The sequence below is a fragment of the Vibrio sp. MACH09 genome (assembly GCF_033238805.1).
Taxonomy (GTDB): Bacteria; Pseudomonadota; Gammaproteobacteria; order Enterobacterales; family Vibrionaceae; genus Vibrio.
On record NZ_BSFZ01000002.1, the window covers coordinates 514,048 to 537,533 of the forward strand.

General features: G+C 42.6%; 19 protein-coding genes. 9 read left to right on the top strand and 10 right to left on the bottom strand.

Going from position 1 to position 23,486, the window contains the following annotated elements:
- Window positions 1-292 precede the first annotated feature (292 nt).
- Window positions 293-2,947 (top strand): mannosylglycerate hydrolase, encoded by a 2,655-nt coding sequence (mngB, locus tag CHJ_RS17540; RefSeq protein ID WP_317918449.1) that lies wholly within the window; start codon window positions 293-295, stop codon window positions 2,945-2,947.
- 119 nt (window positions 2,948-3,066) lie between these two features.
- On the opposite strand, the gene CHJ_RS17545 is transcribed toward mngB, so the two are convergent.
- From CHJ_RS17545 to CHJ_RS17565, 5 genes are all read right to left on the bottom strand, one after another.
- Complete coding sequence (locus CHJ_RS17545; protein ID WP_171753365.1) at window positions 3,067-4,971, bottom strand: methyl-accepting chemotaxis protein; 1,905 nt, start codon at window positions 4,969-4,971, stop codon at window positions 3,067-3,069.
- 409 nt (window positions 4,972-5,380) lie between these two features.
- Window positions 5,381-7,336, bottom strand: a complete 1,956-nt coding sequence (locus CHJ_RS17550; RefSeq protein WP_317918450.1) for a methyl-accepting chemotaxis protein — start codon at window positions 7,334-7,336, stop codon at window positions 5,381-5,383.
- A 125-nt stretch (window positions 7,337-7,461) separates the two neighbouring features.
- Window positions 7,462-8,646 (bottom strand): diaminopropionate ammonia-lyase, encoded by a 1,185-nt coding sequence (gene dpaL, locus CHJ_RS17555; protein ID WP_171753367.1) that lies wholly within the window; start codon window positions 8,644-8,646, stop codon window positions 7,462-7,464.
- A 61-nt stretch (window positions 8,647-8,707) separates the two neighbouring features.
- On the bottom strand, window positions 8,708-9,094 hold the full coding sequence (locus CHJ_RS17560) for a RidA family protein (protein ID WP_171753368.1): 387 nt from the start codon (window positions 9,092-9,094) through the stop codon (window positions 8,708-8,710).
- 24 nt (window positions 9,095-9,118) lie between these two features.
- Window positions 9,119-9,799: a transcriptional regulator gene (locus CHJ_RS17565; protein WP_171753369.1), complete on the bottom strand. Its 681-nt coding sequence runs from the start codon at window positions 9,797-9,799 to the stop codon at window positions 9,119-9,121.
- A 328-nt stretch (window positions 9,800-10,127) separates the two neighbouring features.
- Here CHJ_RS17565 and CHJ_RS17570 point away from each other — a divergent pair, with 328 nt between their 5' ends.
- The 3 genes from CHJ_RS17570 to CHJ_RS17580 all read left to right on the top strand — a co-directional run bounded on the left by CHJ_RS17570 (window position 10,128) and on the right by CHJ_RS17580 (window position 14,141).
- Window positions 10,128-11,291 (top strand): M24 family metallopeptidase, encoded by a 1,164-nt coding sequence (locus CHJ_RS17570; protein ID WP_317917873.1) that lies wholly within the window; start codon window positions 10,128-10,130, stop codon window positions 11,289-11,291.
- Between the two features lie 18 nt (window positions 11,292-11,309).
- Window positions 11,310-12,887 carry a BCCT family transporter gene (locus CHJ_RS17575; RefSeq protein WP_171755147.1) on the top strand — a complete coding sequence of 526 codons (1,578 nt, stop codon included), beginning with the start codon at window positions 11,310-11,312 and terminating at the stop codon, window positions 12,885-12,887.
- Between the two features lie 105 nt (window positions 12,888-12,992).
- Window positions 12,993-14,141: a M20 aminoacylase family protein gene (locus tag CHJ_RS17580; RefSeq protein WP_317918451.1), complete on the top strand. Its 1,149-nt coding sequence runs from the start codon at window positions 12,993-12,995 to the stop codon at window positions 14,139-14,141.
- A 63-nt stretch (window positions 14,142-14,204) separates the two neighbouring features.
- Here CHJ_RS17580 and CHJ_RS17585 read toward each other — a convergent pair whose 3' ends face one another.
- A complete protein-coding gene (locus CHJ_RS17585; protein ID WP_317919207.1) occupies window positions 14,205-15,296 on the bottom strand; it encodes a mechanosensitive ion channel family protein in 1,092 nt (363 codons plus the stop codon).
- Window positions 15,297-15,394: 98 nt separating this feature from the next.
- The gene (locus CHJ_RS17590; protein ID WP_171755144.1) at window positions 15,395-15,916 is read right to left on the bottom strand and encodes an NADPH-dependent FMN reductase; all 522 of its coding nucleotides are present in this window, start codon (window positions 15,914-15,916) and stop codon (window positions 15,395-15,397) included.
- A gap of 146 nt (window positions 15,917-16,062) precedes the next feature.
- Between CHJ_RS17590 and CHJ_RS17595 the strand changes: the two genes are divergently transcribed.
- Window positions 16,063-16,962 (top strand): LysR family transcriptional regulator, encoded by a 900-nt coding sequence (locus CHJ_RS17595; RefSeq protein WP_317918452.1) that lies wholly within the window; start codon window positions 16,063-16,065, stop codon window positions 16,960-16,962.
- Between the two features lie 11 nt (window positions 16,963-16,973).
- Here the strand turns inward: CHJ_RS17595 and CHJ_RS17600 are convergent, their stop codons facing one another.
- Window positions 16,974-18,122 (bottom strand): PLP-dependent aminotransferase family protein, encoded by a 1,149-nt coding sequence (locus CHJ_RS17600; RefSeq protein WP_317918453.1) that lies wholly within the window; start codon window positions 18,120-18,122, stop codon window positions 16,974-16,976.
- 120 nt (window positions 18,123-18,242) lie between these two features.
- Here CHJ_RS17600 and CHJ_RS17605 point away from each other — a divergent pair, with 120 nt between their 5' ends.
- Window positions 18,243-19,115 carry a GyrI-like domain-containing protein gene (locus tag CHJ_RS17605; protein ID WP_171755141.1) on the top strand — a complete coding sequence of 291 codons (873 nt, stop codon included), beginning with the start codon at window positions 18,243-18,245 and terminating at the stop codon, window positions 19,113-19,115.
- Here CHJ_RS17605 and CHJ_RS17610 read toward each other — a convergent pair.
- A complete protein-coding gene (locus CHJ_RS17610; protein ID WP_171755140.1) occupies window positions 19,112-19,990 on the bottom strand; it encodes a LysR substrate-binding domain-containing protein in 879 nt (292 codons plus the stop codon). The genes CHJ_RS17605 and CHJ_RS17610 overlap by 4 nt on opposite strands.
- Before the next feature lie 211 nt (window positions 19,991-20,201).
- Between CHJ_RS17610 and hisC the strand changes: the two genes are divergently transcribed.
- Both hisC and CHJ_RS17620 read left to right on the top strand, forming a co-directional pair.
- Window positions 20,202-21,263 carry a histidinol-phosphate transaminase gene (hisC, locus tag CHJ_RS17615; protein WP_317918455.1) on the top strand — a complete coding sequence of 354 codons (1,062 nt, stop codon included), beginning with the start codon at window positions 20,202-20,204 and terminating at the stop codon, window positions 21,261-21,263.
- A 35-nt stretch (window positions 21,264-21,298) separates the two neighbouring features.
- Complete coding sequence (locus tag CHJ_RS17620; protein WP_171755138.1) at window positions 21,299-22,066, top strand: ABC transporter substrate-binding protein; 768 nt, start codon at window positions 21,299-21,301, stop codon at window positions 22,064-22,066.
- Between the two features lie 77 nt (window positions 22,067-22,143).
- Here the strand turns inward: CHJ_RS17620 and CHJ_RS17625 are convergent, their stop codons facing one another.
- The gene (locus CHJ_RS17625; RefSeq protein WP_317918456.1) at window positions 22,144-22,743 is read right to left on the bottom strand and encodes a LysE family translocator; all 600 of its coding nucleotides are present in this window, start codon (window positions 22,741-22,743) and stop codon (window positions 22,144-22,146) included.
- Between the two features lie 177 nt (window positions 22,744-22,920).
- On the opposite strand from CHJ_RS17625, the gene CHJ_RS17630 reads away from it, so the two are divergent.
- Entirely contained in the window at window positions 22,921-23,403 is a 483-nt protein-coding gene (locus tag CHJ_RS17630; RefSeq protein ID WP_317918457.1) for an Lrp/AsnC family transcriptional regulator, read from the top strand.
- Window positions 23,404-23,486 lie beyond the last annotated feature (83 nt).

The window sequence follows — 23,486 nt, forward strand, 5'->3', positions numbered from 1 at the left end:
GCATCCTCGGTAAACGAATCGGCTGTAAAAAGTGAACCAACCTCTTTGCTAGGAAAAGTCGCGGGTTGGTTTAAATCCTGAGTTTCCTAGCGTGGTACTGATCATCATCAACGGATTAATGGTTATCCGTTAAAGCAATCAGTACCAGCATAAGATTTTTAATTTAAACATTTAATTTTCGTGCACGGACCTATGTCGTGTTGTTGATAAAGCTTTTTCGTTTAATCGAAAATCTATCTATCAACAAAACGAGCGGTCAATAATGTTGTGCGACAACATCAGGTATTCAAAAATGACGACATCTCGCGTTCATATTACTCCTCACATGCACTGGGATCGTGAATGGTATTTCACCACAGAAGAGTCTCGTATTCTGTTGGTCAATAATATGGAAGAAATAATCAATCGTCTGGAAAGGGATCCAGATTACAAGTATTACGTTTTGGATGGACAGACAGCAGTATTAGAAGACTATTTTGCCATTAAGCCTGAGCATAGTGACCGAGTTAAAGCATTAGTTGAAGCGGGTAAATTGATCATTGGGCCCTGGTACTCTCAAACCGATACGATGCAAGTCTCTGGAGAGTCAATTGTTCGTAACATGATGTATGGTATTCGAGACTGTTTGCAGTTCGGCGATGCGATGAAAATAGGTTATTTGCCCGATTCATTTAGCATGAGCTCACAGTTGCCGATGATTTATAACGGATTTGGTATAGATAGAGCAATGTTTTGGCGGGGGTGCTCAGAGCGCCATGGTACAAACAAAACAGAGTTCTTATGGCAGAGTAATGATGGTAGTGAAGTGACCGCTCAAGTATTACCACTCGGTTATGCTATTGGAAAGTACCTTCCTCAAGATGAACAGGGGCTACGAGCGCGTTTAGATAAGTATTTCCCTGTGCTGGAAAATGCCTCAGTAACCAAAGATATTTTACTGCCTAATGGGCATGACCAAATGCCTATTCAAAACGATATTTTCGAGGTAATGGATAAGTTACGTGAAGTCTATCCAGATCGTGAGTTTCATATGAGTCGTTTTGAACAGGTATTCGAGAAAATCGAGGCCAACAGAGAAAAACTGGATACGGTTAGCGGTGAGTTTAACGATGGAAAATATATGCGTGTCCACCGTTCCATCTCTTCAACTCGTATGGATATTAAGTTAATTCATGCTGAAATTGAGAATAAAATTGTCAATATTTTGGAGCCTTTGGCGTCCATCGCTTGGTCATTGGGCTTTGAGTACCATCACGGCTTAATTGAGAAAATGTGGAAGGAGAGCATGAAGAACCATGCTCACGACAGTATCGGTTGCTGTTGTAGTGACAAGGTTCATGCCGAGATTTTAAATCGTTATATTCTCGCCGATGACATGGCAAGTAATTTGATCCACTTTTATAAGCGAAAAATTGTTGATCACATGCCGGAAAAAGAGGGCTGTGACAAGTTGGCTCTATTTAACCTGCTGCCTTATGAAAGAGAAGACGTCGTTAATACGACCATAACTATACGTGCGCAGCAGTTCTCAATTTATGACCAAAACGGCAACGCGGTTGATTACTTTATTAATGACAAGCGTCAAATTGACCCGGGTAAAGTGGATCGCCAAATTGTTCACTATGGTAATTATGATCCGTTTATGGAGTTTGATATTCAGTTAAATATCACCGTTCCGGCAATGGGTTATACAACACTTCATATTGAAGCTAATGAGCAAGGGACGCTAAAAGTTCCAACGCAGAAAAACGGTGTTTTACAGAATGATTATTACCGCGTGACTGTAAACGGTAATGGTACATTAACCATCTTTGACAAACAGACAGAGCAAAGTTTTGATCAAGTGCTTAGGTTAGAAGATGGCTCCGATGATGGTGACGAGTATGACTATTCACCTTCTCGTCAGGAGTGGCTACTCTATTCTGATCAGTTTGAGGTTGATACGCGAATCGAACATCAAGGGTTTCAATCCGTTGCTCATATCTCGTTTAGAATGCAGCTTCCAGAAAATCTTGAACAACGAGAGTCTAGAGCAACAACAGATGGCTACTTAGATGTGAACTGTCAGGTAACGTTGCCGCAGAACTCACGTCGCATAGATGTGCGCATGGAACTTGATAATCAAGCCGATGATCATAGAGTTAGAGTGCTGATCCCTACGCCATTTGCTTGTGATACCGTGGTTGCTGATAACCAGTTTGGCTGCATCACTCGCCCGGTTGTTGACCCCGAAATGGCGAATTGGCAACAAGAGGGTTGGAAAGAAGCGCCAGTCGCCATTTATCAATTAATGAACTTTGCCGCATTGCAGAATGGTAAGGCTGGTTTGGCTCTGTTCACCAATGGTCTGCGTGAGTTTGAAGCGATTTCCTTAAATGACAATAGTGACAAAAAAGAGACGCTGGCATTGACGCTGTTCCGCTCAGTGGGTGTGTTGGGTAAAGAGGAGCTGTTGTTGAGACCGGGTCGCCCGTCAGGAATCAAGATACCAACGCCTGATTCACAAATGCGCGGCAAATTAGTGTGTGAGTTCTCTTTAGCCGGTTTTGCTGGTGATCATATTTCTGCCAACGTGATGGCTCAAGCTCGTGAGTATGTAACGCCAATCCACTGCTACAACAAGATTCCATATAACGCCATGAAATTGAATGTTGCTGAGCAAAACCTGCCGTTAACTTATAGCCTGCTAGAAAAGAGTATAGACGGAGCGGTGCTGAGTGTGTTGAAGAAAGCGGAAGACGCTGATGCGCTGATACTGCGTATGTATAACCCTTGTGAGTCTGACTCGATTAACGACAATATTCGCTTTAATGGTCATCTCTCTCAGTGGACAGAAGTGATGTTAGATGAAAGTGAACTACAAAACGGCCAACGATTAGAAAGTGGCGAGATGGGAAGCTTCGCTCAATGCCAAGCGAAATCCTTTAAAGTCGTGATTGAAAAGTAATTACCTCCGATTACTGAAAAGAGCTGTCACTGAAAATAACAAGCCCTGCCAAAATGGCAGGGCTTAATTTTGTCTACTCTTTACCAACTCTTCATTGGTTTGATAGAGAGTGAAATGACTTAAATAGTAAAGCGTTTAACTATTGCGACTAACTGTTCATTAATCTTCGCGATATCTTGCGCATCAGAAAGGGCTTGTTGTCCATTCGCATCCAGTTCCGTCACGATACCGCTGATCGCCGTCATGTTTTGACTGACTTCTTTGGTTACGCTACTTTGCTCTTCTGCTGCGGTGGCAACTTGAGTGCTTAAGCTATTAATCTCTTCAACAAAGTCATTCATAGTGGCTAAGCTACCGGCGACTTCTCCGGCGTTATTTGCTGTCTCTTCACAACGAAGTTTAGTGGTATCCATTGATTCCACAACGTTATGAGTACGAGAAACTAAGTTCTCTAGCGCTTGCTCTACTTCAGAGGTGCTGTCTTTGGTTCTACTTGCAAGGTTACGAACCTCATCAGCTACGACAGCAAAGCCACGACCTTGCTCTCCGGCACGAGCCGCTTCAATTGCCGCATTCAATGCTAGTAAGTTAGTCTGTTCAGCAATATCTCCAATAACATTTAGAATGCTGTTGATGTTTTGCGTTTCACTGCTCATCTGCTGAACATTTTCTGACGATTGTGAGACTTCTGAGATCAAAGAGGCGACGGTCGATTGAGCCAGTTCTGTAATTGCTCGAGATTGCGCTCCTGTGTCATTGGCTTGTCGAGTAATGTCTGCGGTGTGATTAATATCAGAGGCCATAGATTCTGCAGTGGCATTCATCTCTTCAATTGCCGCGACCACTTGTTCTGTTTCTGCTAAGTGATTTTGCAAAAACTGAGCGTTTTCTGCAGAACGGTCACGCAGTCGGTTCATGTTGTCTTGCATCTGTACCGAAGCGTCCTGAATATCACGCATCATCTCTTGGAAGTTGGCAATAAATTGGTTAACACCTTTGGCGATATCGGCTAGGTCATCATCCCCTTTAATCTCTAATCGCTGAGTTAAATCAATGGTGCCTTGCGATAAACCGTTAATGGTCTTTTTAAGCAGAGGAATAGGACGATAAACGTAGTTTAGAAGTAAGGTATAAATGATCAGTGAAACAATCAGTGACACCAAAGTACTAATGATGGCGTTGTTTCGCGCTTCAGAAAGCTTGGCAAAAGCAATGGATTTGTCTAACTCGATTGATAGATACCATGTTTTATCACCGATATTGATTTGGTGAGAGAACAAGGCTTTATCTACATCATCAATGGTGTATTCCGTCGCGAGGGTGTTATTGCTAATAATATTTTGAGCCAGAGCTTGGAAATCGCTGTTTTCCGACAGAATAGAGGTGTTTTCAATCGCCGGGTGGTTAGAGGCTAGAACCGCGCTGTTTTGGTCAAGAATAAAGGCTTTTGCCCCTTCAATATCCACAGAGTCAACAATTTCGTTCAACTTCTCTAGAGTAATATCGGCGATAAGCGCACCGTTGGGGATTTTTTCCGCCACGCTGACCATGGTGGTGTTTGTCGTTTCATCTACATAGATGTCGGTAAATATAGGGCCAGATGCTCTTTGGGCATCTTTATACCAAAAACTGTCAGCAGGCTTATAGCTCTCAGGACCTTTGCCGTTATCCCAGCCATCAACATTGAGATCGTTGGTATAAGCGCTATTGTCACTATACCCTGAGGTAAGAATTTCAATACCACTCGCTCGACCATAAGAGATAAGGCGGTAAACCTCTCCCCCTTGGTAATCTTGGTTTTGGCGATAATCTTCTGCCATACCGTGGACAGAGTCAGCGATGGATTGCATAAAGTCTTTTACTTTCGCACTTTCTGATTTCGCTCTTTTTGCAGTAGATTCCGAGATGGCTTCTTTTAAAGAATCCCTTTCATTGCTGTAAGAGACATAGTTTGCTGTACCCACCGATAGTGTAAGTAGTACAGAAGAGGAGACAAGCAGCGCTTTTTTAAATCCTAATTTCATTATGATACCGTCGAATTTTTAGCGTGATAGAAAGCGAACGCATGAACTGCTAAGTTTCGCCCGAAGAATTTTCTGGAGTGTAACGTAAATGGCAATAGATTCTGTTATATGACTCGCATAAGATGAGATATGTGGCCCAGCTAGTATGTGAGAATTGTGATCAGAATTACAGTTCCTCGAAAAACATCTAAATCTTACACAACTGTCTGTTTTAAATGAAAGCTCATTATTTTCTCACTGGCTCATCCCTTTATAGGCAGTTTATTATTCTATTTAGAAAATTCGCTACATTGGTGGCCGTGGGCTGCTGAATCAATCATTCTGAGACCAATTTGTCGGGAAAATAAAAAAGAGGCCAGTAATAAATACTGACCTCTACGGTGTTTTTACATTGGATTATAGTGAAGGTTTACGTTCGAAAACGCGCAACAATGGTATTTAGTTGCGAAGCGATTCCACCTAACTCTTCAGAGTTTCCTTTAGCTCTTTTAGACATATCTTCTACCGCAACGGCATCTTGATGTATCTGATGAATATGGTTGTTAATATCTTCCGCCACTTGGTGCTGCTCCTCGGCGGCGGTAGCAATTTGTGTGTTCATTTGATGGATAACATCCACTGACTCAGAGATACCTTGGAAACTGCCTTGAACCGATGAGGTGATCTCTACGGTTGTCTGAGAGGACTCCAAGCTTCGATTCATGTGAAGTGCCACGCCTTTCGTCTGTTGTTGCAGACGTTTTACCAGCTCATCAATCTCTTGTGTAGAGTCAGATGTGCGTTTCGCTAATGCTCTAACTTCATCGGCAACCACTGCGAATCCACGTCCTTGCTCTCCTGCTCGCGCAGCTTCTATTGCAGCATTAAGAGCAAGTAAGTTTGTTTGATCGGCGATTTCACGAATAGTATCTAAGATAACGGTAATACTTTGGCTATCTTGCTCTAGGTTTTTAATTTCCAGAGATGATTGGCTTAGTACTTCAGCTAACTCATTTACGCTATCAACCGCTCGATTGATATGCTGCTGTCCTTGGTCAACCAAATGTTGTCCTTCGTTAGCAGAATTTGCGGCAGCTGTACATGAGTTAGAGACTTCATTTGCGGTGGCAACCATTTCATTGAAGGCGGTAGAGACCAGTTCAACAGCCTGATTTTGTCGCTCAGAGGTGTCTGACATTTCTTGGGCGATAGAGATCGCTTGTTCTGATGCTTGAGACATCTGCTGACCTGATTGACTGATCTGCAATACGATTTGTTTAATCGCGTCTAAGAACTGATTGAAATATAGGGCTAACTTTCCGGTCTCATCTTTTGAGTTTACCACGATGGTTTTAGTCAGATCCCCTTCACCGGATGCGATATCTTGCAAGCTACCGGAAACGACTTGCAAAGGCCCTGCAATACGGTTGGCAAAGAGTATTGCACCAACAATAAATAGCGCAGTCATAATGACGACCGTTATTATGATCAGCTGTATCATGTCATTACGTGATTGCATCACTTCATCGACGCTGATTAAACCGATAAATTTCCAGCCCAGTTTTTCTGACTTATAGATATTGGCCAGATAGTTCTGGTTGTTAATATTAACCTCAACCAATCCTGCATTCGTGTTGTTAAGCAGTTGGTAACTGTCGTTTAAATCGGACAGTTTCTTAAAGTTATTATCGGGTTGACCTACATCCACCAAAATGTTGCCTGACTCTTCAACCATCATTAAGTAACCATTTTGGCCGAGTTTAATTTCTTTAATGATATCGGTAAGGGTATTTAGTGAAACATCAATGGCAATAACACCATTGCTTTGACCATTTCGATCGCTAAAAGTCGTCGTGGTGCTTAAGATAACGGCATCATCTGGTTCCCAGTAATAAGCTTCACCGCGCTTAATGGATCCAAAATTATTGAGTGCATCTTTGTAGAATGGTCTGGTGCGAGGATCGTAATTTGCCGGACTTGAACCTGTTGGCCACTGCACAAATCCACCATGTTTTGTGCCCATGTAGATGTAAGCATAATCAGGGTGCGTTTGACCCATTTTATTGAATAATGAGTAGATATCTTGTTCAAGCCCCCCATTTCTCTCTGGTGTCATTTGAACACTATCTTTATCCATGTAATCGGTGATGCTGCTGTCCGCATCCAGCATAGAAGATTGTTCGGTAAGATAGGTTAAGTTCTCTTCTATGCCTTTAAAATAGAGAGCAATAGCGTTATCTACTTGGCGAATCTCGTTTCGGCTGCTGTTGGTAAAATTATCAAGTGCTTGGTTTCTTAAAACGTTAACAACAAAAGACGAAACAACAAGGATCGGAATAATACTGGCTGCAATAAGTGCAAGCAGGAGTTTTTTCTTAATATTCATATAGCCTTCTAATTATTCTAATAATTGGGATGGGACACATTAAGTGGTGGTGAAAGAAAAAATTCCCCTTAGTGTCGAAACAAAAAGGGGAATTTAAGGGCGTTTGTTACATTACTGCTGAGCGATTATTGCTCTAGCGGTAATTTGCCTTCCCACACTATTTGACGGTAGCGCTCAGGGTTGGTGTCACCTTCGGTGTTAAACACCATAACTATGGCGTTCTCGTCTAAACCAATCTCTTTTGCCGCTTTAATCCCATCTGGGTGTGTGGCTAATAGATAGAGTAAACCGGTTGTTATTGCTCCTGATTCACCACTGACTATTGCTGGGTCACCAGCAAGAGGGTTACCCAACATTCTCATACCTGTTGCCGACACTTTGTCGTCTACAGAAGCGAATTGTTGTGTACAGTCTTTTAGGATTGGCCAAGTGACAGGGTTTGGTTCACCACATGCTAGACCCGCCATAATCGAGTTTAGATCGCCAGTAACATTCACCATCTCACCGGCTTCGCTGGTGCCTGAACGGTAGATGCAGTCTGCGGCACTAGGTTCTGCAATAATGGTTTTAAATGTGTCGGAACCAAGTTTGTCTGCAAGGTAACCTAAAACACCACCAGCCATAGCGCCAACACCAGCTTGTAGTGCAACGTGAGTCGGCAATAATTCAAGCGCTTGTGCTTGTTCGACCGCTTCAGTGGCCATGGTCATATAACCTTGTGAAATCCATGTTGGGATCTTATCGTAACCTTCCCAAGCGGTATCTTGCACAAGCATCCAACCATTTTCGTTGGCAGTTTGGTTAGCTAGACGTACAGTATCGTCATAGTTAACATCAGTGACGATACAATCTGCACCCAAGCCTTTAATTCGCTTAACGCTTGCTTGAGAAGAGCCTTTTGGCATGTAGACAACGGCTTTTTGACCCATTTCACGAGCAGCCCAAGCGACACCCGTACCATGGTTACCCGCGGTTGCTGTAGTGAACACGAGTGGTTTGTCTAATTTCGAAGAGACGGTTTTTAGATTGATTTCGGAGATATCTTCCCCAAGGTGCTCTGCAAGCACTTTGCCTAGCGCGTAAGAGCCGCCAAGTACTTTAAAAGCATTCAATCCAAAACGCTTAGATTCATCTTTTACTAGAATCGCTTTTACGCCAAGTTTTTCTGCCAATTTTGGAAGAGAAACTAACGGAGTTGCTTGATAACCTTCAATTTGTTTATGGAAATCACGTACTTCTTGAGCAATTGCTTCATCAAAAAGTGGCGATGTTTTACCGGTATAAAAGGTGTTGTTTGATATTTTCAGCATAGTGAGTACTTTTAAAGAGTGGAGATAAAAGGGCCACTTTTCGTTGTGACCCAATCAGAAATTATTTGTTGATGTAAGCGATAGCTTCAACTTCAACAAGCGCGTCTTTTGGTAGGCGTGCAGCTTGAACACAAGAACGTGCTGGTGCATTCTCAGTACCAAATACTTCTGTGTATACTTCATTAAATGCAACAAAGTCTTCCATGTCAGATAGGAAACATGTGGTCTTTAATACGGTATTTAGAGAAGCGCCGCTTTGCTCAAGAATGGCTTTTAGATTTTCAAGTGATTGACGAGCCTGCTCTTTAATTCCACCTTCAGGAAACGCCATTGTCTCTGGAACTAAAGGAAGTTGTCCTGAAGTAAATACAAGTTCCTGAAACGCAAGTGCCTGAGAATATGGGCCAATTGCTGCTGGAGCGGAATCTGTGTGAATTTTAGTTTTCATTGCATTTCTCTCTGGTTTTAATTACTACGATCTGAACTCGCGGTTGTACTTGTAGATAGCATGGCGAGTTATTCCAAGGCGCTCAGAAACTAGAGCTGTTGCCTCTTTTAATTCAAATATGCCGTTATCAAACAGAAGTTTAGTAATGGCCTTATTTTTACCTTTTAAGTTGATCGTTGCATCGTTTTCAATTTCGAGAATTGCATTTTCAAGTGCATTCTCAATCACCTCAGACGGTGATGAGCTAAAGTTCTCATGAACACCTACATGAGTGCTCGTTGACATATCTGGCATCAATGTTTTGATGATGTCAGGAAATGGATGAGACAGGTTCATGTTGATACAGAACAGTCCAATAGCTTTGCCATTTTCACCCGCAAGCACACAAGTTGTTGATTTTAATAAAGCGCCATCTTTAGCGTTGGTAAAGTAACTTTTTGGCGTTACGTTCCCAGTCTTCTCGAAAGCGTTGAGCATTTTTAATCCCATATCGGTAATAGGGGAGCCGACTTCTCGTCCGGTATGGTGACCGTTAACGATTTTCACTACAGATTTTTCAAAGCTTTCGAATGAATGGATCACCACTTCACAGTGGGGACCAATAAACTCTGCAATGGTCTCTGCGAGACGAAAATTGGACTCTAAATACTCTCTATCTCCATCTGTAAAAACAATATTGAATGATTTATATGCGGAAGCGTTCATTTCAGGCCACTAATGTTAACTGTATCTGATGAGCATTGTCTTAATTTCACGCTCAAATTGCAACTAAACGATCAACTCTTTAGAGCTATATCACTACACTTCCGGATTCAGATCAAGATCAAAGTTACCTAAATGGAACTGAATGTGACAAATGTCATTCTTTTAAGCACTGAAATTGTATTTCCGTCAACTAATGGTAACTTTAAGGGGTTGGTCACATTAATTGGGTGAATTATCAGTAAGAATGTTCACCGTAGCGTAAACAAAATTTAACTAAAAAGCTTTTTTGCTTATTAGCTGAGCCAAATAATATAGATAAGAGGTTTTAATGGATTTTCTAAACAGAGGCTTTGAACAAGCCGAATTTGAAAACAGAACACAAAGAGCTCAAAAAATCATGCACGAGCAGAAGCTAGATGCGATGATTTTTACCACTGAGCCGAACGTTCGTTACTTTACCGGCTTTCATACGCAATTCTGGCATAGCCCTACTCGTCCTTGGTTTGTTGTGGTTCCAGCTGAAGGTAAACCTACCGCTATTATTCCTGAAATCGGCGCAAGCGGCATGGCGGGAACTTGGATTGATAACATCATCACTTGGCCATCACCACGTCCAGAAGATGACGGTATCAGCCTAGTTGCAAGTGTATTGAACTCACTACCATGTAAGCACGGTCGTGTTGGTGCCACTCTTGGTATCGAATCTCACCTACGTATGCCAGTGAACAACTACCTTGCGTTAACCACTATGGTGAAAAAAGAGTTTGTTGATGTTTCTCTTGCCGTTCACGAGCTTCGTCAAATTAAATCTCAAGCTGAAATCGAAAAAACACGCGAGATCTGCCGCATCACTAACGTGGGTTTTGCAAAAATTCCAGAATACGCCAAAGCGGGTATGTCTGAGCGTGAAATCTGTAAGCAGTTCCGTATTGATATGCTTTTAGAAGGCGCAGATGAATGTCCGTATATCATTGCAGGCTCAGGCCCAGATGGTTATGACAGCATCATAATGGGTCCAACTGATCGCGTTATTGAACACGGCGATGTGCTTATCATTGATACGGGCGCAGTACGTGATGGTTACTTCTCTGACTTTGACCGTAACTGGGCATTTGGTGACGCAAGCGAGCAGACCAAAGCCGCTTACCGTGCAACGTATGAAGCGACGACGAAAGGCTTTGAAGCCGCACGTCCGGGTGCAACAACAACAGATATCTACAACGCAATGTGGAAAGTACTGGAAGCCAACGGTGCACTAGGTAACGACGTAGGTCGTCTTGGTCACGGTTTAGGTATGGAACTGACAGAGCGTCCTTCTAACACCGCAACAGACAACACTGTGCTGAAACCTGGCATGGTAATGACACTAGAACCAGGCATGGTGTACGCACCTGGCAAGTCTATGGTTCATGAAGAGAACATCGTAATCACAGAAGATGGTGCGGAATGGTTAAGCGAGCGTGCTGAACCAGAACTCATCGTAATTAAATAATTCGCAGGAGAACTGATAATGTCAGCGAATCAACCACAACTAAAACAAGGCCGTATGCTGTTCACCAGTACTATTGGCTTTATCTTGCTTATTGTAGCAGCAGGTATCTTATTCCCAGATAAACTGTACTCAGTAGGTATTGGCACTATGAACTATCTAACGGATACATTTGGTTGGATATATATGGCCGGCTCATTTGCTTATGTAATGCTAATGTTCTTCTTCGCGTTCAGTAAATACGGCAACATCAAGTTTGGCCCAGATGATGCTAAACCTGAATTTAGCACCTTCTCATGGATCGGTATGCTGTTCTCCGCTGGTATGGGTACAGTAATGCTTTACTGGGGTGTTGCAGAACCTGTTTACCACTATATGAACCCACTATCTACAACAGGTATTGACCCACAAACAGCTGAAGCAGCTGAGTTCGCAATGAAGCAAAGCTTTATTCACCAAGGTATTCAAGCTTGGGCTGCGTTCTCTGTTGTAGGTCTTGTTCTTGGTTACCTTATGTACCGTAGAAAAGAGAGTGGCCTAATCAGTAACATTCTAATCCCTTGGGGTCGTGGTAAAGCGAACGGCAACTTAGGTAAAATTGTTAACCTTATTTGTGTATTTGGTGCGATTGCAGGTATCTCTACGTCTCTTGGTCAAACAGGTCTGTCTTTAGGTATTAGTTTCTCTTACCTATTCGGTACGCCGGATGCTCCATGGGTTATCTTCCTGCTTGTTGGTGTAGTTGCGTTAATCACGATTATTTGTACAACGACGGGTCTAGAAAAAGGTATCAAGCTTCTTTCTGACTACAACGCATACTTGTTGGTTGGTTTGATTCTACTTGTTGCGATTGTTGGTCCTACTACAACAATGATCAACGTTTACTTTGATTCGATTGGTAACTACCTAAATGACTTCTTCCAAGATGGTCTAATGCTACCTACGTTTGCAGCAGAAGAAGAAGCGGGTTGGATCCGTGGCTGGCCTATCTACTACTATGCTTGGGCGATTGCATGGGCACCGTTTGTAGGTCCGTTCATTGCACGTGTATCTAAAGGTCGTACAGTACGCGAATTCGTACTAGGCTCTATGATTATCCCATGTATCGGTATCTTCATCTGGGTTGCGTTCTTCGGAACAATTGGTATCCAGTCTGAGCCGGAAGTACTGAAAGCTGCTGCTGCATCGTCTAAAGCCGCTACATTTATTGTGCTTCAAGATTACCCAATGGGTACAGTTATCTCAATTGGTGTTGTTATTGCTCTATTTACTTGTTTCATCACATCGCTTAACAGCTCAACGTTTACGTTGGCAAGTATGTGTGAAGATGGTTCTGAGAACCCAAGTAACAAAATGAAAATCATCTGGGTTATCGCTCAGTGTGCAATGGCTCTTACACTGATGATGACAACCAAAACAGGTATCGACATGCTGCAAAGTATCAGTCTGATATTTGCTCTTCCACTGATGTTTGTACTTTTCCTATGTATCTGGAGTACATTCAAGATGTTCCGTGAAGAGTTTGCTGATGAACCAGTACAAGTTGCTGCTGACGAGCAAACTAAAATTGAGTTAGAGAAAGCTGATCAAGTAGGCTAATTACTAATCAGTTATAAGACATAGCCCCTGACTTTTTAAAGTGCAGGGGCTCATTTATATCTACAGTTATTTATACATATAACGACATCTATGTGAGAGGTTCGGATGACAATTGAACAACAAGTTATCGAATGGCGTCACCATATTCATAAGCACCCTGAGTTTGGTTTCGAAGAAGTGCTAACATCTGCATTTGTTGCTGAAAAGCTGGAAGAGTTTGGTCTGGAAGTACATCGCAACATTGGTAAAACAGGTGTGGTAGGGATCTTAAAGTGTGGCGATAGCGAACGCTCTATCGGTCTTAGAGCCGATATGGATGCGCTTCACATAGAAGAGAAAAACACTTTTGATTACGCCTCAGTACATGAAGGCGTTATGCATGCTTGTGGACATGATGGTCATACGTCAATGTTACTTGGTGCGGCAAAAGTATTATCGGAATCACGCAATTTTGACGGTACGGTTTATTTTATCTTTCAGCCGGGTGAAGAACACGGTGTTGGCGCTAAAGCCATGATTGCTGATGGGCTATTTACACGCTGGAACATTGATGCAGTTTATGCGATGCATAACTTACCCGGAATTCCTGAAGGGAAGTTCGTCACTCGTCCTAGCTCTATTATGGCCAGTGAAAGCAGTTTTGAGATAGATATCATTGCCACAGGTGGACACGCTGCTCTACCACATATGGGAACCGACCCTATTGTTGTCGGTGCGCAAGTCGTGACGGCAATTCAAACCATTGTCTCTCGTCATCTTAGTTCTATTGATGAAGTTGCGGTTATTTCGGTGACGGAATTTGCCACCAATGGCACCGTGAATGTTATTCCATCGCGCGTAAAAATTAAGGGTGACACTCGCAGCTTTACGGATACGGCACTTCATAAAATTGAAAAGGCGATCGAAAGAGTGGTTGCTGGTCAATGTATGTCTGCTGGTGTGGAGTACGAATATGAGTTTATTAATACTTTCCTATCTACCATTAACACTCCGGAAGAGACAGCTCATGCTGTGAAAGCGGCTGCGGCGGTGGTGGGAGAAGAGAATGTTGTTGATAACTGCGACCCGTTTACCATTAGCGAAGACTTCTCCTTTATGCTGAGAGAAGTGAAAGGCTGTTATATTTTGGTTGGAAATGGCCAAGGAGAGTGCGGTGGTACAGCACTACATAACCCGCATTATGACTTTAATGATAACATCCTTGTTAAAGGGGTTAACTACTGGAAAACGCTGGTTGAACAACAGTTAAAATAAGCAAAAAATAGATAATAAAAAGCGCCCAACGAATCGTTTCGTTGGGCGCTTTTTGCTTTTAATCTACTGCTGCATCAAGGTTTGCGGTTCAGGTGTCTGCTCTATTTTCAGAGTCTGCGTCGGGAACGCAACATCGGCGTTGTGCTTATGAATAATTGCCATGATTTCTAGTAGCACATCTTGCTTTACTTCATGAAAGCGAACCCAGTTGACCGTCTTGGTAAAGGTATAGACAAAGAAATCCAAAGACGATGGGCCAAACGCGTTAAAATTAACGATTAGGGTCTGCTTCGAGTCAATATCAGGGTGGTTTTCTAGCATCGATTTTACATCTTTAATTATCGCATCGATCTTATGGGTATCATCATAGCGTAGGCCGATGGTTTCATATATCCGGCGATTGAGCATGCGAGAAGGGTTCTCCACCACAATACTACTGAATACGGAATTAGGCACGTAAATAGGACGTTTATCGAATGTTCGTATGATGGTCATTCGCCAACCAATGCGCTCCACCGTTCCTTCAATCTGTCTATCGGGCGAACGTATCCAGTCGCCAACCTTAAAAGGGCGATCAAAATAGATCATCATGCCGCCAAAAAAGTTAGAAAGCAGATCTTTTGCGGCCAAACCGACAATCAAACCACCCACCCCACCAAAGGTAAGTAAACCTGACAGGCTTAAGCCTAGAGTCTGCATGACAGAGAGGCAGCCCATCACGATAAACAGTAAACGAATTACTTTAGCAATGGCCTGTACGGTCGTTTCATCGCGCTTTTTTTCTTTAAGAAACTGTTCTTCGATATTGTTAACAAGGCGAATAGTTATCCAGATGAAGATAACAATCACCAGCAGGATTTTTAAGGTGCTCAGCCAATCGAGGGTGTGATTGACATAACTTTGCAATATCAGGCCAATGGATACCGTGGCAGGCCAGAGCCAAATTAAGCTACTGATGGGGGTTTTTAGGGAGCTAATTACCACGTTATCCCAGTTAAGTTTGGTCTTTTCGGCAATCAATTCAAGGCGGCTATAGAGGATTTTCCAACCAATCCAAGCAACGAAACTGATGCAAGTAATAACGAGTACGTCATTCCCCCATTGGTTTTGTTGAAGCGAGAAGTATGCCTGAAGTTGTGTAATGAGCTGATCCATCATAATCCGTTATTTTATACTGATGGAGTAGAAACTAGCAGAAATTGAGGCGCTTCTCTATAGCAAGCGCCATTCACTTATCATTGTCGAGAGAGCGGTTAGATTTCTGAAACAATCGCCTTTAGCTGTTGTTGTAGGTCCGCATTGGTGAGTTGGCTCGTTTCCATATCAAAATTGTCGTAGAAACTTGGTACTGATAGCGCTCCTTTTACTTCGGCAGCGAAATAGGGCGCAGAGCCTTGCGCGGCGGCAAGAACATTAGCAGCACCACCGGGACCTGGAGAGGTCGCAAGCAAAACCACTTTTTTGTTTTGAAACACTTTTTGATCAATTCTGGATGTCCAATCAAATAGGTTTTTATACGCGGCGGTGTAAGAGCCGTTATGTTCTGCAAATGAAATGACCAGTACATCAGCTTGACCAATTTTGTTGAAGAAAGCGTGTGCCAATTCAGGTTGACCCAACTCTTTCTCTCTATCTTCGCTGAAGATAGGCATTTCGTAGTCGTTTATATCAAGTCGTTCAACATGCGCCCCAGCAATTTGCGATGCGGCGTAATTTGCTAACGTTTGGTTAATGGAGTTTCTGCTGCTGCTGGCTGCGAATGCGAGTACTTTCATATTAGTCACCTTTGTAAAAAATTTTTATATTGAGCGTTTGTGTGAATACACTATAGACTTAACTCAATTTGTTATTAATATGGCAAATGAGGAATGATTATTTCCATATGACTCGGAATGGCACTATCTGATGGGAGAAAATACGCATGGCGCAGAGAAATTTGCTCGATGGCATGGTGATATTTACAGAAGTGGTAAAAGCGGGCAGTTTTACCCTTGCGGCAGAAAAAACAGGCCACTCAACCTCATTTATCAGTAAAGAGGTGAGTAAGTTAGAGGAGAGGCTAGGGGTACGTTTAATGCAACGAACCACCAGAACGCTGAATTTAACACCTGAAGGACAACTGTATTATCAACAGTGCCAGCAAATCATTGAAGATGCTGTACAAGCGGAGAATGCGATAAGTGGCAAGTATGGTGAGCCGAGAGGAACATTAAGAGTGAGCTGCCCGGTGAGTTTTGGGGTCTCAATCTTGCGCCCGGTGCTGGCAAAATTTACTGAAAAATATCCCCGAATCTCTTTAGAGATCGACTTAGATGATCGCAAGGTTGATATGGTCTCGGACGGTTTTGATGTGGTTATCAGAGCGACGGCTCAGCTAGAAGACTCAAGTTTAATCAGTCGACAGATTAGACGTTCAACAGCGCTGACATTAGCATCACCAGATTACCTAAAAAAGCATGGCACTCCAGAGACGCCTTATGACTTGGATCGACACAAAGTGATGAGTTATAGCAATCTTAGGCAACCGAATGTATGGCAATACTACGATAAGGATGGTCATTCGATTCAGGTTCATGTTGATGGTCATGTATTGACCAATAACTCTTCCATGACGTTGGCCTTGGCTGTTGCAGGTCAGGGGATTTGTCGACTGCCCTGTTTCTGTCTCAGTGATGAGATAGAAACAAGACAATTGGTTGAGCTACTTGCTGATTATCCTAAGATTGAGATTGGTATTTATATGGTCTACCCAAGTCGTAAGCATATGTCGGCTAAAGTACGTAGCTTTATTGATTTCGTTATGGCCGAACTTGGAGAGTAGATCACTAAGTATTACCGATGGCTTAATACCGTGGCCAAACTCTCTACTGCTTTGGTTAACTCTTCTGAGGAAGAGTTAGTAAAGTTAAGTCGCAATGCCGCCTGATCGTCAACATTAGCAGGGTAAAATACACGACTAGGAACCACGGCGACTTTATTGTCTAAACAGCGTTTAGCCAGCTGCAAGGTGTCGCAATCTGGAATGGTCAGCCAGACAAACATACCACCTTCTACAGCATTGAGATTACAGCCATCAGGTAGACTGTTGTGTAAAGAGGCTACCAGTTGCTCATATCGTGACTGGTACAGTTCTCGGATTGACATCAAGTGCTGTTCAAATTGTTTGTTTTTTAGTAAACCCAGCAATAGAGCTTGCATAGGAACGCTGGAATGAAGATCGGCTCCTTGCTTTACTTTAATCATTGGGTCTATGAAACGGGCTTTCCCTGTTGCGACGCCAAGACGTAAGCCGGGGGAGGCAATTTTAGAAAATGAACGGAGTACGATAGCGTGATCAGGGCAGAAGCTGGATACCATAGGCAGCGCCTCCCCAGTAAACCTTAGCTCTCTGTAGGGGGCGTCTTCAACGAGCGCGACGTCATATTGAATACACAGCTGCGCTACTCGTTCTCTCACCGCGAGAGACCAGCACACACCGGTTGGGTTATGAAAATCAGGAACCGCATAGAACAGTTTAATATCATGTTGGCAAAATTGTGCCTCTAGTGCCTCCAAATCAGGACCATGATGATTTTGTGGCACGGTTAAAATATCGGCTTCAACCAGACCAAAAACCTGCATTGCACCTAGGTAGCTTGGTGCCTCCATTACGATTTTGTCACCGGGGTTTATATAGGCTCTAGCAATAAGATCAAGACCTTGCTGAGAACCTGTACATACAACGGCTTTATGATGCTCAGGCAGTTGATATAAGTCCGTTAAGTAATCCAACAGTGGGGCATAGCCTTCGGTATTTCCGTATTGAAACACCTCAGGGGTACTTGTAAGTCCTGCTAGTACGGGTTGCATGAGTTCAATTGGGAAAGTTTCAGGATCAGGCAACCCTCCTGCAAGAGAAATAACACTTTTGTCACTGGCGGCTTCTAAAATTTCCCGAATATAAGAAGATTGAATTTGTTGCAATGAGCGTGCTATTTCCATTTTGAGTTTCCACTAAATTGTTTTTATTAGAATACTATTACTATGTCAGTAATACATGTCCATTTATGCTATAAATATTGTCCGTTTATGCTAAATATCACCACGGACGAGTAACAAACTATGAGCGATTCAATACAATTAAGCCGAATTAATGATGTGCTATTTTACATTCATCAGGATATCAGCAGAGAGCTTAACGCGGGTGAGTTAGCAAAACGTTCTGCTTATTCTGAACAGCATTTTCATCGCGTATTTAAGCTGGTGGTCGGAGAGCCTGTACATCAGTATATTCGCCGTACACGATTAGAGTACGCGGCCAACCAGTTGATGTTCGATACTAAGGCTACGGTGGTGGACATTGCTAACAAGTCGGGTTTTAGTTCAGTCTCATCATTTAGTCGTGCATTTAAATCTCAGTTTTCTATGTCACCGGGAGAGTGGCGTAAATACGAACCTCAGGAAGAGAGTAAGCCCTACTTATCCGACCCAGAGATAGCCGAAAGTTATCAACGTATTGCCGTGGATAGCTTACCCAAAGCTCGTATTGTCGAGGTTCCTGAAAGGTACGTTGCTTATGTGCGGCATACTGGTTATGGCCGCTCAATAAAGCAGGCTTGGGATTTGCTGCTTGCGTGGGCGAAGAGTGAAGGGCGCAGCAGTCGCTCTCAGTTTGGTCTGCATCATTCAAATCCTGCATGGGTTGATCTACAGCAGTGTCGTTACGTGGCCTGTATCGCTATCGATAAACCTATTTATAAGCGAGGCATTATTAATCAGTTTACGATTCCCGGCGGCTTACATGCGGTATTTCGGTTAACCGGAAAGTATGGTGAGTTATTGCCTCAACTCAGTTTGATCTTAGAGCACTGGCTGCCAGCCTCAGGTTTTAAAATGCAGACCACACCTGCTTATGCCCACTACTTGAAAAATCATTTTATCGAACATGATGAAAAGTTTGAGATCGACTTTTATTTACCGATCAGCTTTTATTAAGGTTGCGGTGACTGCAGTAACCATTTAATCAGCAAATTTAGTGAATCGTTATTTTGAGTTTTAGGCTGCAGTAGATAGTAACTGTTTCCGGTGGCAACAGATTGTGGATAGGGTGCGATTACTCGACCAAGCTCAAGGTCATTTTTGGCCAACGTTATGTCACCAATTACCACTCCAAACCCTTGCATAGCAGCATTCATTGCTTGATCCAAAGTAGAGAATACTTGGTTGTTTTTGCTGGTTAAATCCGTTCTTGCTAAATGACTTAGCCATAAGCGCCAATCACTTTGCTCAGCATTGGAGTGAAGCCATGTATAGCGCGATAGATCGTCATCACTTTGATGAGAGTTGGAATCCCAGACATCGGTGCGACAAATGGGAGTAAGATGTTCATCAAACAGTAAATGACACTTTATCGAAGGCTGTTTTGGCTCTTTGCCGTATACAATTACCGCGTCAAATGGATCAAAGTTGGGCTCATATTTATGATTAATGGTTGATGTGAGTTCCACGTCGATCTTGGGTTGCTGTTGCTGAAAGGTCATTAGTCTAGGGAGCAACCAAGAGGTAATGCAGCTAGGCGCATTGAGGTTGATTTTAGTTGGAGACGATGAAACCAGAGCCAGTGAGTGGTGGAGTGATGCTAGGTTTTCTTTGATTAATGGCAGCAATACCGCGCCTTTCTGAGTTAATGATAACCCTCTTGCATGACGATAAAACAGTGCAGTACCGACATACTCTTCTAAGGTTTGAACCTGACGACTAACTGCACCTTGCGTTAAATTTAATTGCTGCGCAGCGTGGGTAAAGTTGAGGCTTTCTGCTGTGACTAAAAAAGCATGCAGCGTTTTAATTGCAGGGAGCGAACGGTTCATTGTTTATCGGTGCCTTACTCTGTCACGGTATCGGGAAATGCATTACTTAGCTATGAAAATAATACATGGCTAGTATGTATTTAAATCGTTTCATTTTTCAACAAGTATTTGTTTGAATGTGTTATCTATATTCATTTATTGCTATTAAACTCGCTAGAAAGTGAAAAAATATTAATAAATAGTGACTAATTATTTTGATGGGGTGATGAATTTGTTTTCATTAGCAAGCCGTTTAGTACCAGAGTCCGTAAAAAAATTAATACCATACCAATCCGCTCGGCGTATCGGTGGGGCAGGGAGAATTTGGCTGAATGCAAATGAACTCGAAACAGCGATAGGGTACGATGATTCGGCAAATGGTTATCATCGTTATCCCGATTTTTTACCACAAGATATTGCTAAAGCATACCAAGGTTATACCAAGATAGATAAGCCTACGGTAGCGGTACGTGGTGCTGATGAAGCCATTGATCTTCTTATTCGGGCATTTTGTCAGCCCGGGCATGATCAGATAGTGATTTGTTCTCCGACATACGCCATGTATGAGTTTTGTGCCGACGCATTAGCGATTAACACGATCGACGTTCCATTGCTGAGGGATTTCAGTCTCAATACAGAGGAAGTGATCGCAGCGGCTAAAAACGCGAATTTAGTGTTCCTCTGCTCGCCCAATAACCCCACAGGTAATGTTATTGCCCACGACGATATTGTTCGTGTATTGGAGGGGACAAGAGAAGAAGCATTAGTGGTGGTTGATGAAGCGTATATAGAGTTTGAACTAGAAAGTAGTGTACTTTCATTAATGGATCGTTACCCAAATTTAATTGTTATTCGCACTTTATCAAAAGCGTTTGGATTGGCAGCAGTGAGATGTGGGTTCATTATTTCTGATCGCAGTGTCATGGACTATGTTGAAAAGCTGATACCGCCATACCCGATCCCTGACTGTTCTGCGCAAATTGTATTAAAAGCGCTCTCTAGTGAAGGTTTATCCACGGTTGCTCAAGTCACCAAGCAGTTGATTAAAACCAAAGAGTGGTTTGCACAAGAGTTAAGAAAAATAGACACCATAGAGACGGTGTATTCATCATCAACAAACTTTGTGTTGTTGCGAGCAAACGCAGGTGTTGATCTGTTTGAATACTTGAAACAACAAGGAATTGTAACGCGAAATCAGCATCATGAACCTGCGTTAAGAAATTGTGTACGTATTACTATCGGTACAGAAGAGAGTATGAAAGAGCTCATAGATGCTCTTAAAAAATACAACTAGATCAACGGTTATAGATATATTCAAAGGAATTGAAAATGAAAAAGATCACCATTATTGCTGCTTGTGCGGTTAGTTTATTAAGTTCTGTTGCTGTGGCAAAAGAAGTGAGACTCGCTTCAGATTTTACCTATCCTCCATTTAACTATAAAAATGCACAAGGTACCCCTGTTGGTTTTGATATAGAAATTGCCGATGCGCTTTGTGCTCAAGCCAAACTGGAATGTACTTGGGTATCTCAAAGCTGGGATGCGTTGATTCCGAGTTTGTTGGCGCGTAAATCGGATGTCATTATGGCGTCGATGCGTATTACGGAAGAGCGTAAACAACGTATCTTATTTACTGATAAGTACTACCAAACACCGGCAAGATTTGTGGCAAAACAAGCTAGCCAAATAGAGATCAGTAAGCAGGGATTAAAGGACAAAGTGATTGGTGTGCAGCAAGGCACTATTCATGATCGCTATGTGACGGACAAGTTTGCGGATGTGGCTGAAATTAAACGTTATACAGGTCAGGATGAAGTCTATCTTGATATGCAAAATGGTCGCTTGGACGTCACATTTGGTAATTCCGATCAGCTTGCATTAGCTTTCCTTGAGAAAGAAGAAGGGAAAGGGTTTGAGTTTAAAGGAGAGCCAGTGACCGATAAAGCCTATATTGGTGAAGGAACAGCACTTGCTCTAAGAAAACAAGACAAACAACTTGCCGAGAAGTTTAGTAAAGCAATTGCTGAAATCCGCGCGAATGGTACTTACGACAAAATAGCAGCCAAATACTTTAGCTTTGATATTTATGGCGAGTAAAGCTGCATAAAGTTTTTTGCGTACGGTTATCGTTTCGATATTGTCGCCTACAACGCTATCAAAGGTTGTAGGCTTTTTTATATTGGTTGGCTCAACATAGATAGCACCACTAATACTAAGGTTCCTCCTAAGCATCGATTGACGATCACCATCTTTTTTTGACACTGTATAAAGCCTTTTATCATGCTGCCAAAGTAGGCCCATAAAACCATACTTATTAAACCGCACATCATCATGGTGGTAATAATGATCAACACCTGTAACAAATAGTTATCTGTTGAAGAGATAAACTGAGAGAAAACAGTCAATGCGGCAACCCAACCTTTCGGGTTGACTACTTGAATGAATACTCCGGACAAAAAGCCGGAAGGGTGGCTAGAATTTGACGTATCTATTTTTTGCTTACTGATAGACCACGCTAAATACAGTAGGTAAGCCGCTCCAACGATTTTTAAAATAGCATGCAGCGAAGGGTAGACGGTAAATAGTCCGACCAAACCGACGCTCGATCCTGCAAGTACGATAATGATTCCGACTGCATTGCCTAACACGAATGGCATGGCAGCGGCAAAACCATATCTGCTTGATATCCCTAGCAGTGCAATATTTCCAGCACCAGGTGTGATGGAGATAGAAATAGCGAACAGCACAAGCGCCGTCATTAGTTGAGCACTCATTGGTTTACTCCTTGTGAGTCAGTTAATCGCTCAAGTGACCTCAAAATGTTGTGTTGAATCCTGCACCTTGAAGCTACCGAATATAAAGTCCAATAAGTGTACAGAATACGGCAGGAATTAAATTGCTAGTTGCGCTACCATATGGCATGTATTGAGCAAAATATTTCTGGATTGACTATGAAAAAGAAAGAATTCCCTAATGATGAGCTGGATGATTTGGATATCTCAATTTTAAAGAATATCCAACACGATGGGCGCATGAGTAATACCAAGTTGGCAGAGAAGGTTAATTTGAGTGAAACGCCTTGTTGGCGACGTTGGAAAAGGATGGAAGAGGCAGGTTATATTGACGGCTATGCTGCGTTGATTAATCGTAAAAAAATGGGCTTTCAGGTATCTGGTTTTACCTTGGTGACATTGGGAAGTCATGAAGTGCAAAACACCGATCCGATTGAAGAGTTTATAAAGGAAACCGACTGGATATTAATGGGGAACTGTATCGCAGGAAGCGCCGATTATATCGTACAAGTGGTCGCACGAGATTTGGATGAGTATTTCGAGCGTATTAGTGCATTAAGGCGTGTAAAAGGAGTGAGCGCAATTCAGTCCAATATCTCGGTTAAAGAGATTAAAACGGGTACCCAGTTGCCCTTGGGCTAGCGTTTTGTTTATCGATTTTTATTAAAGCGAGGGGATCTTGTCTTGACCCTAGTTGGCGATAATACACACTGCTACAAATAGGT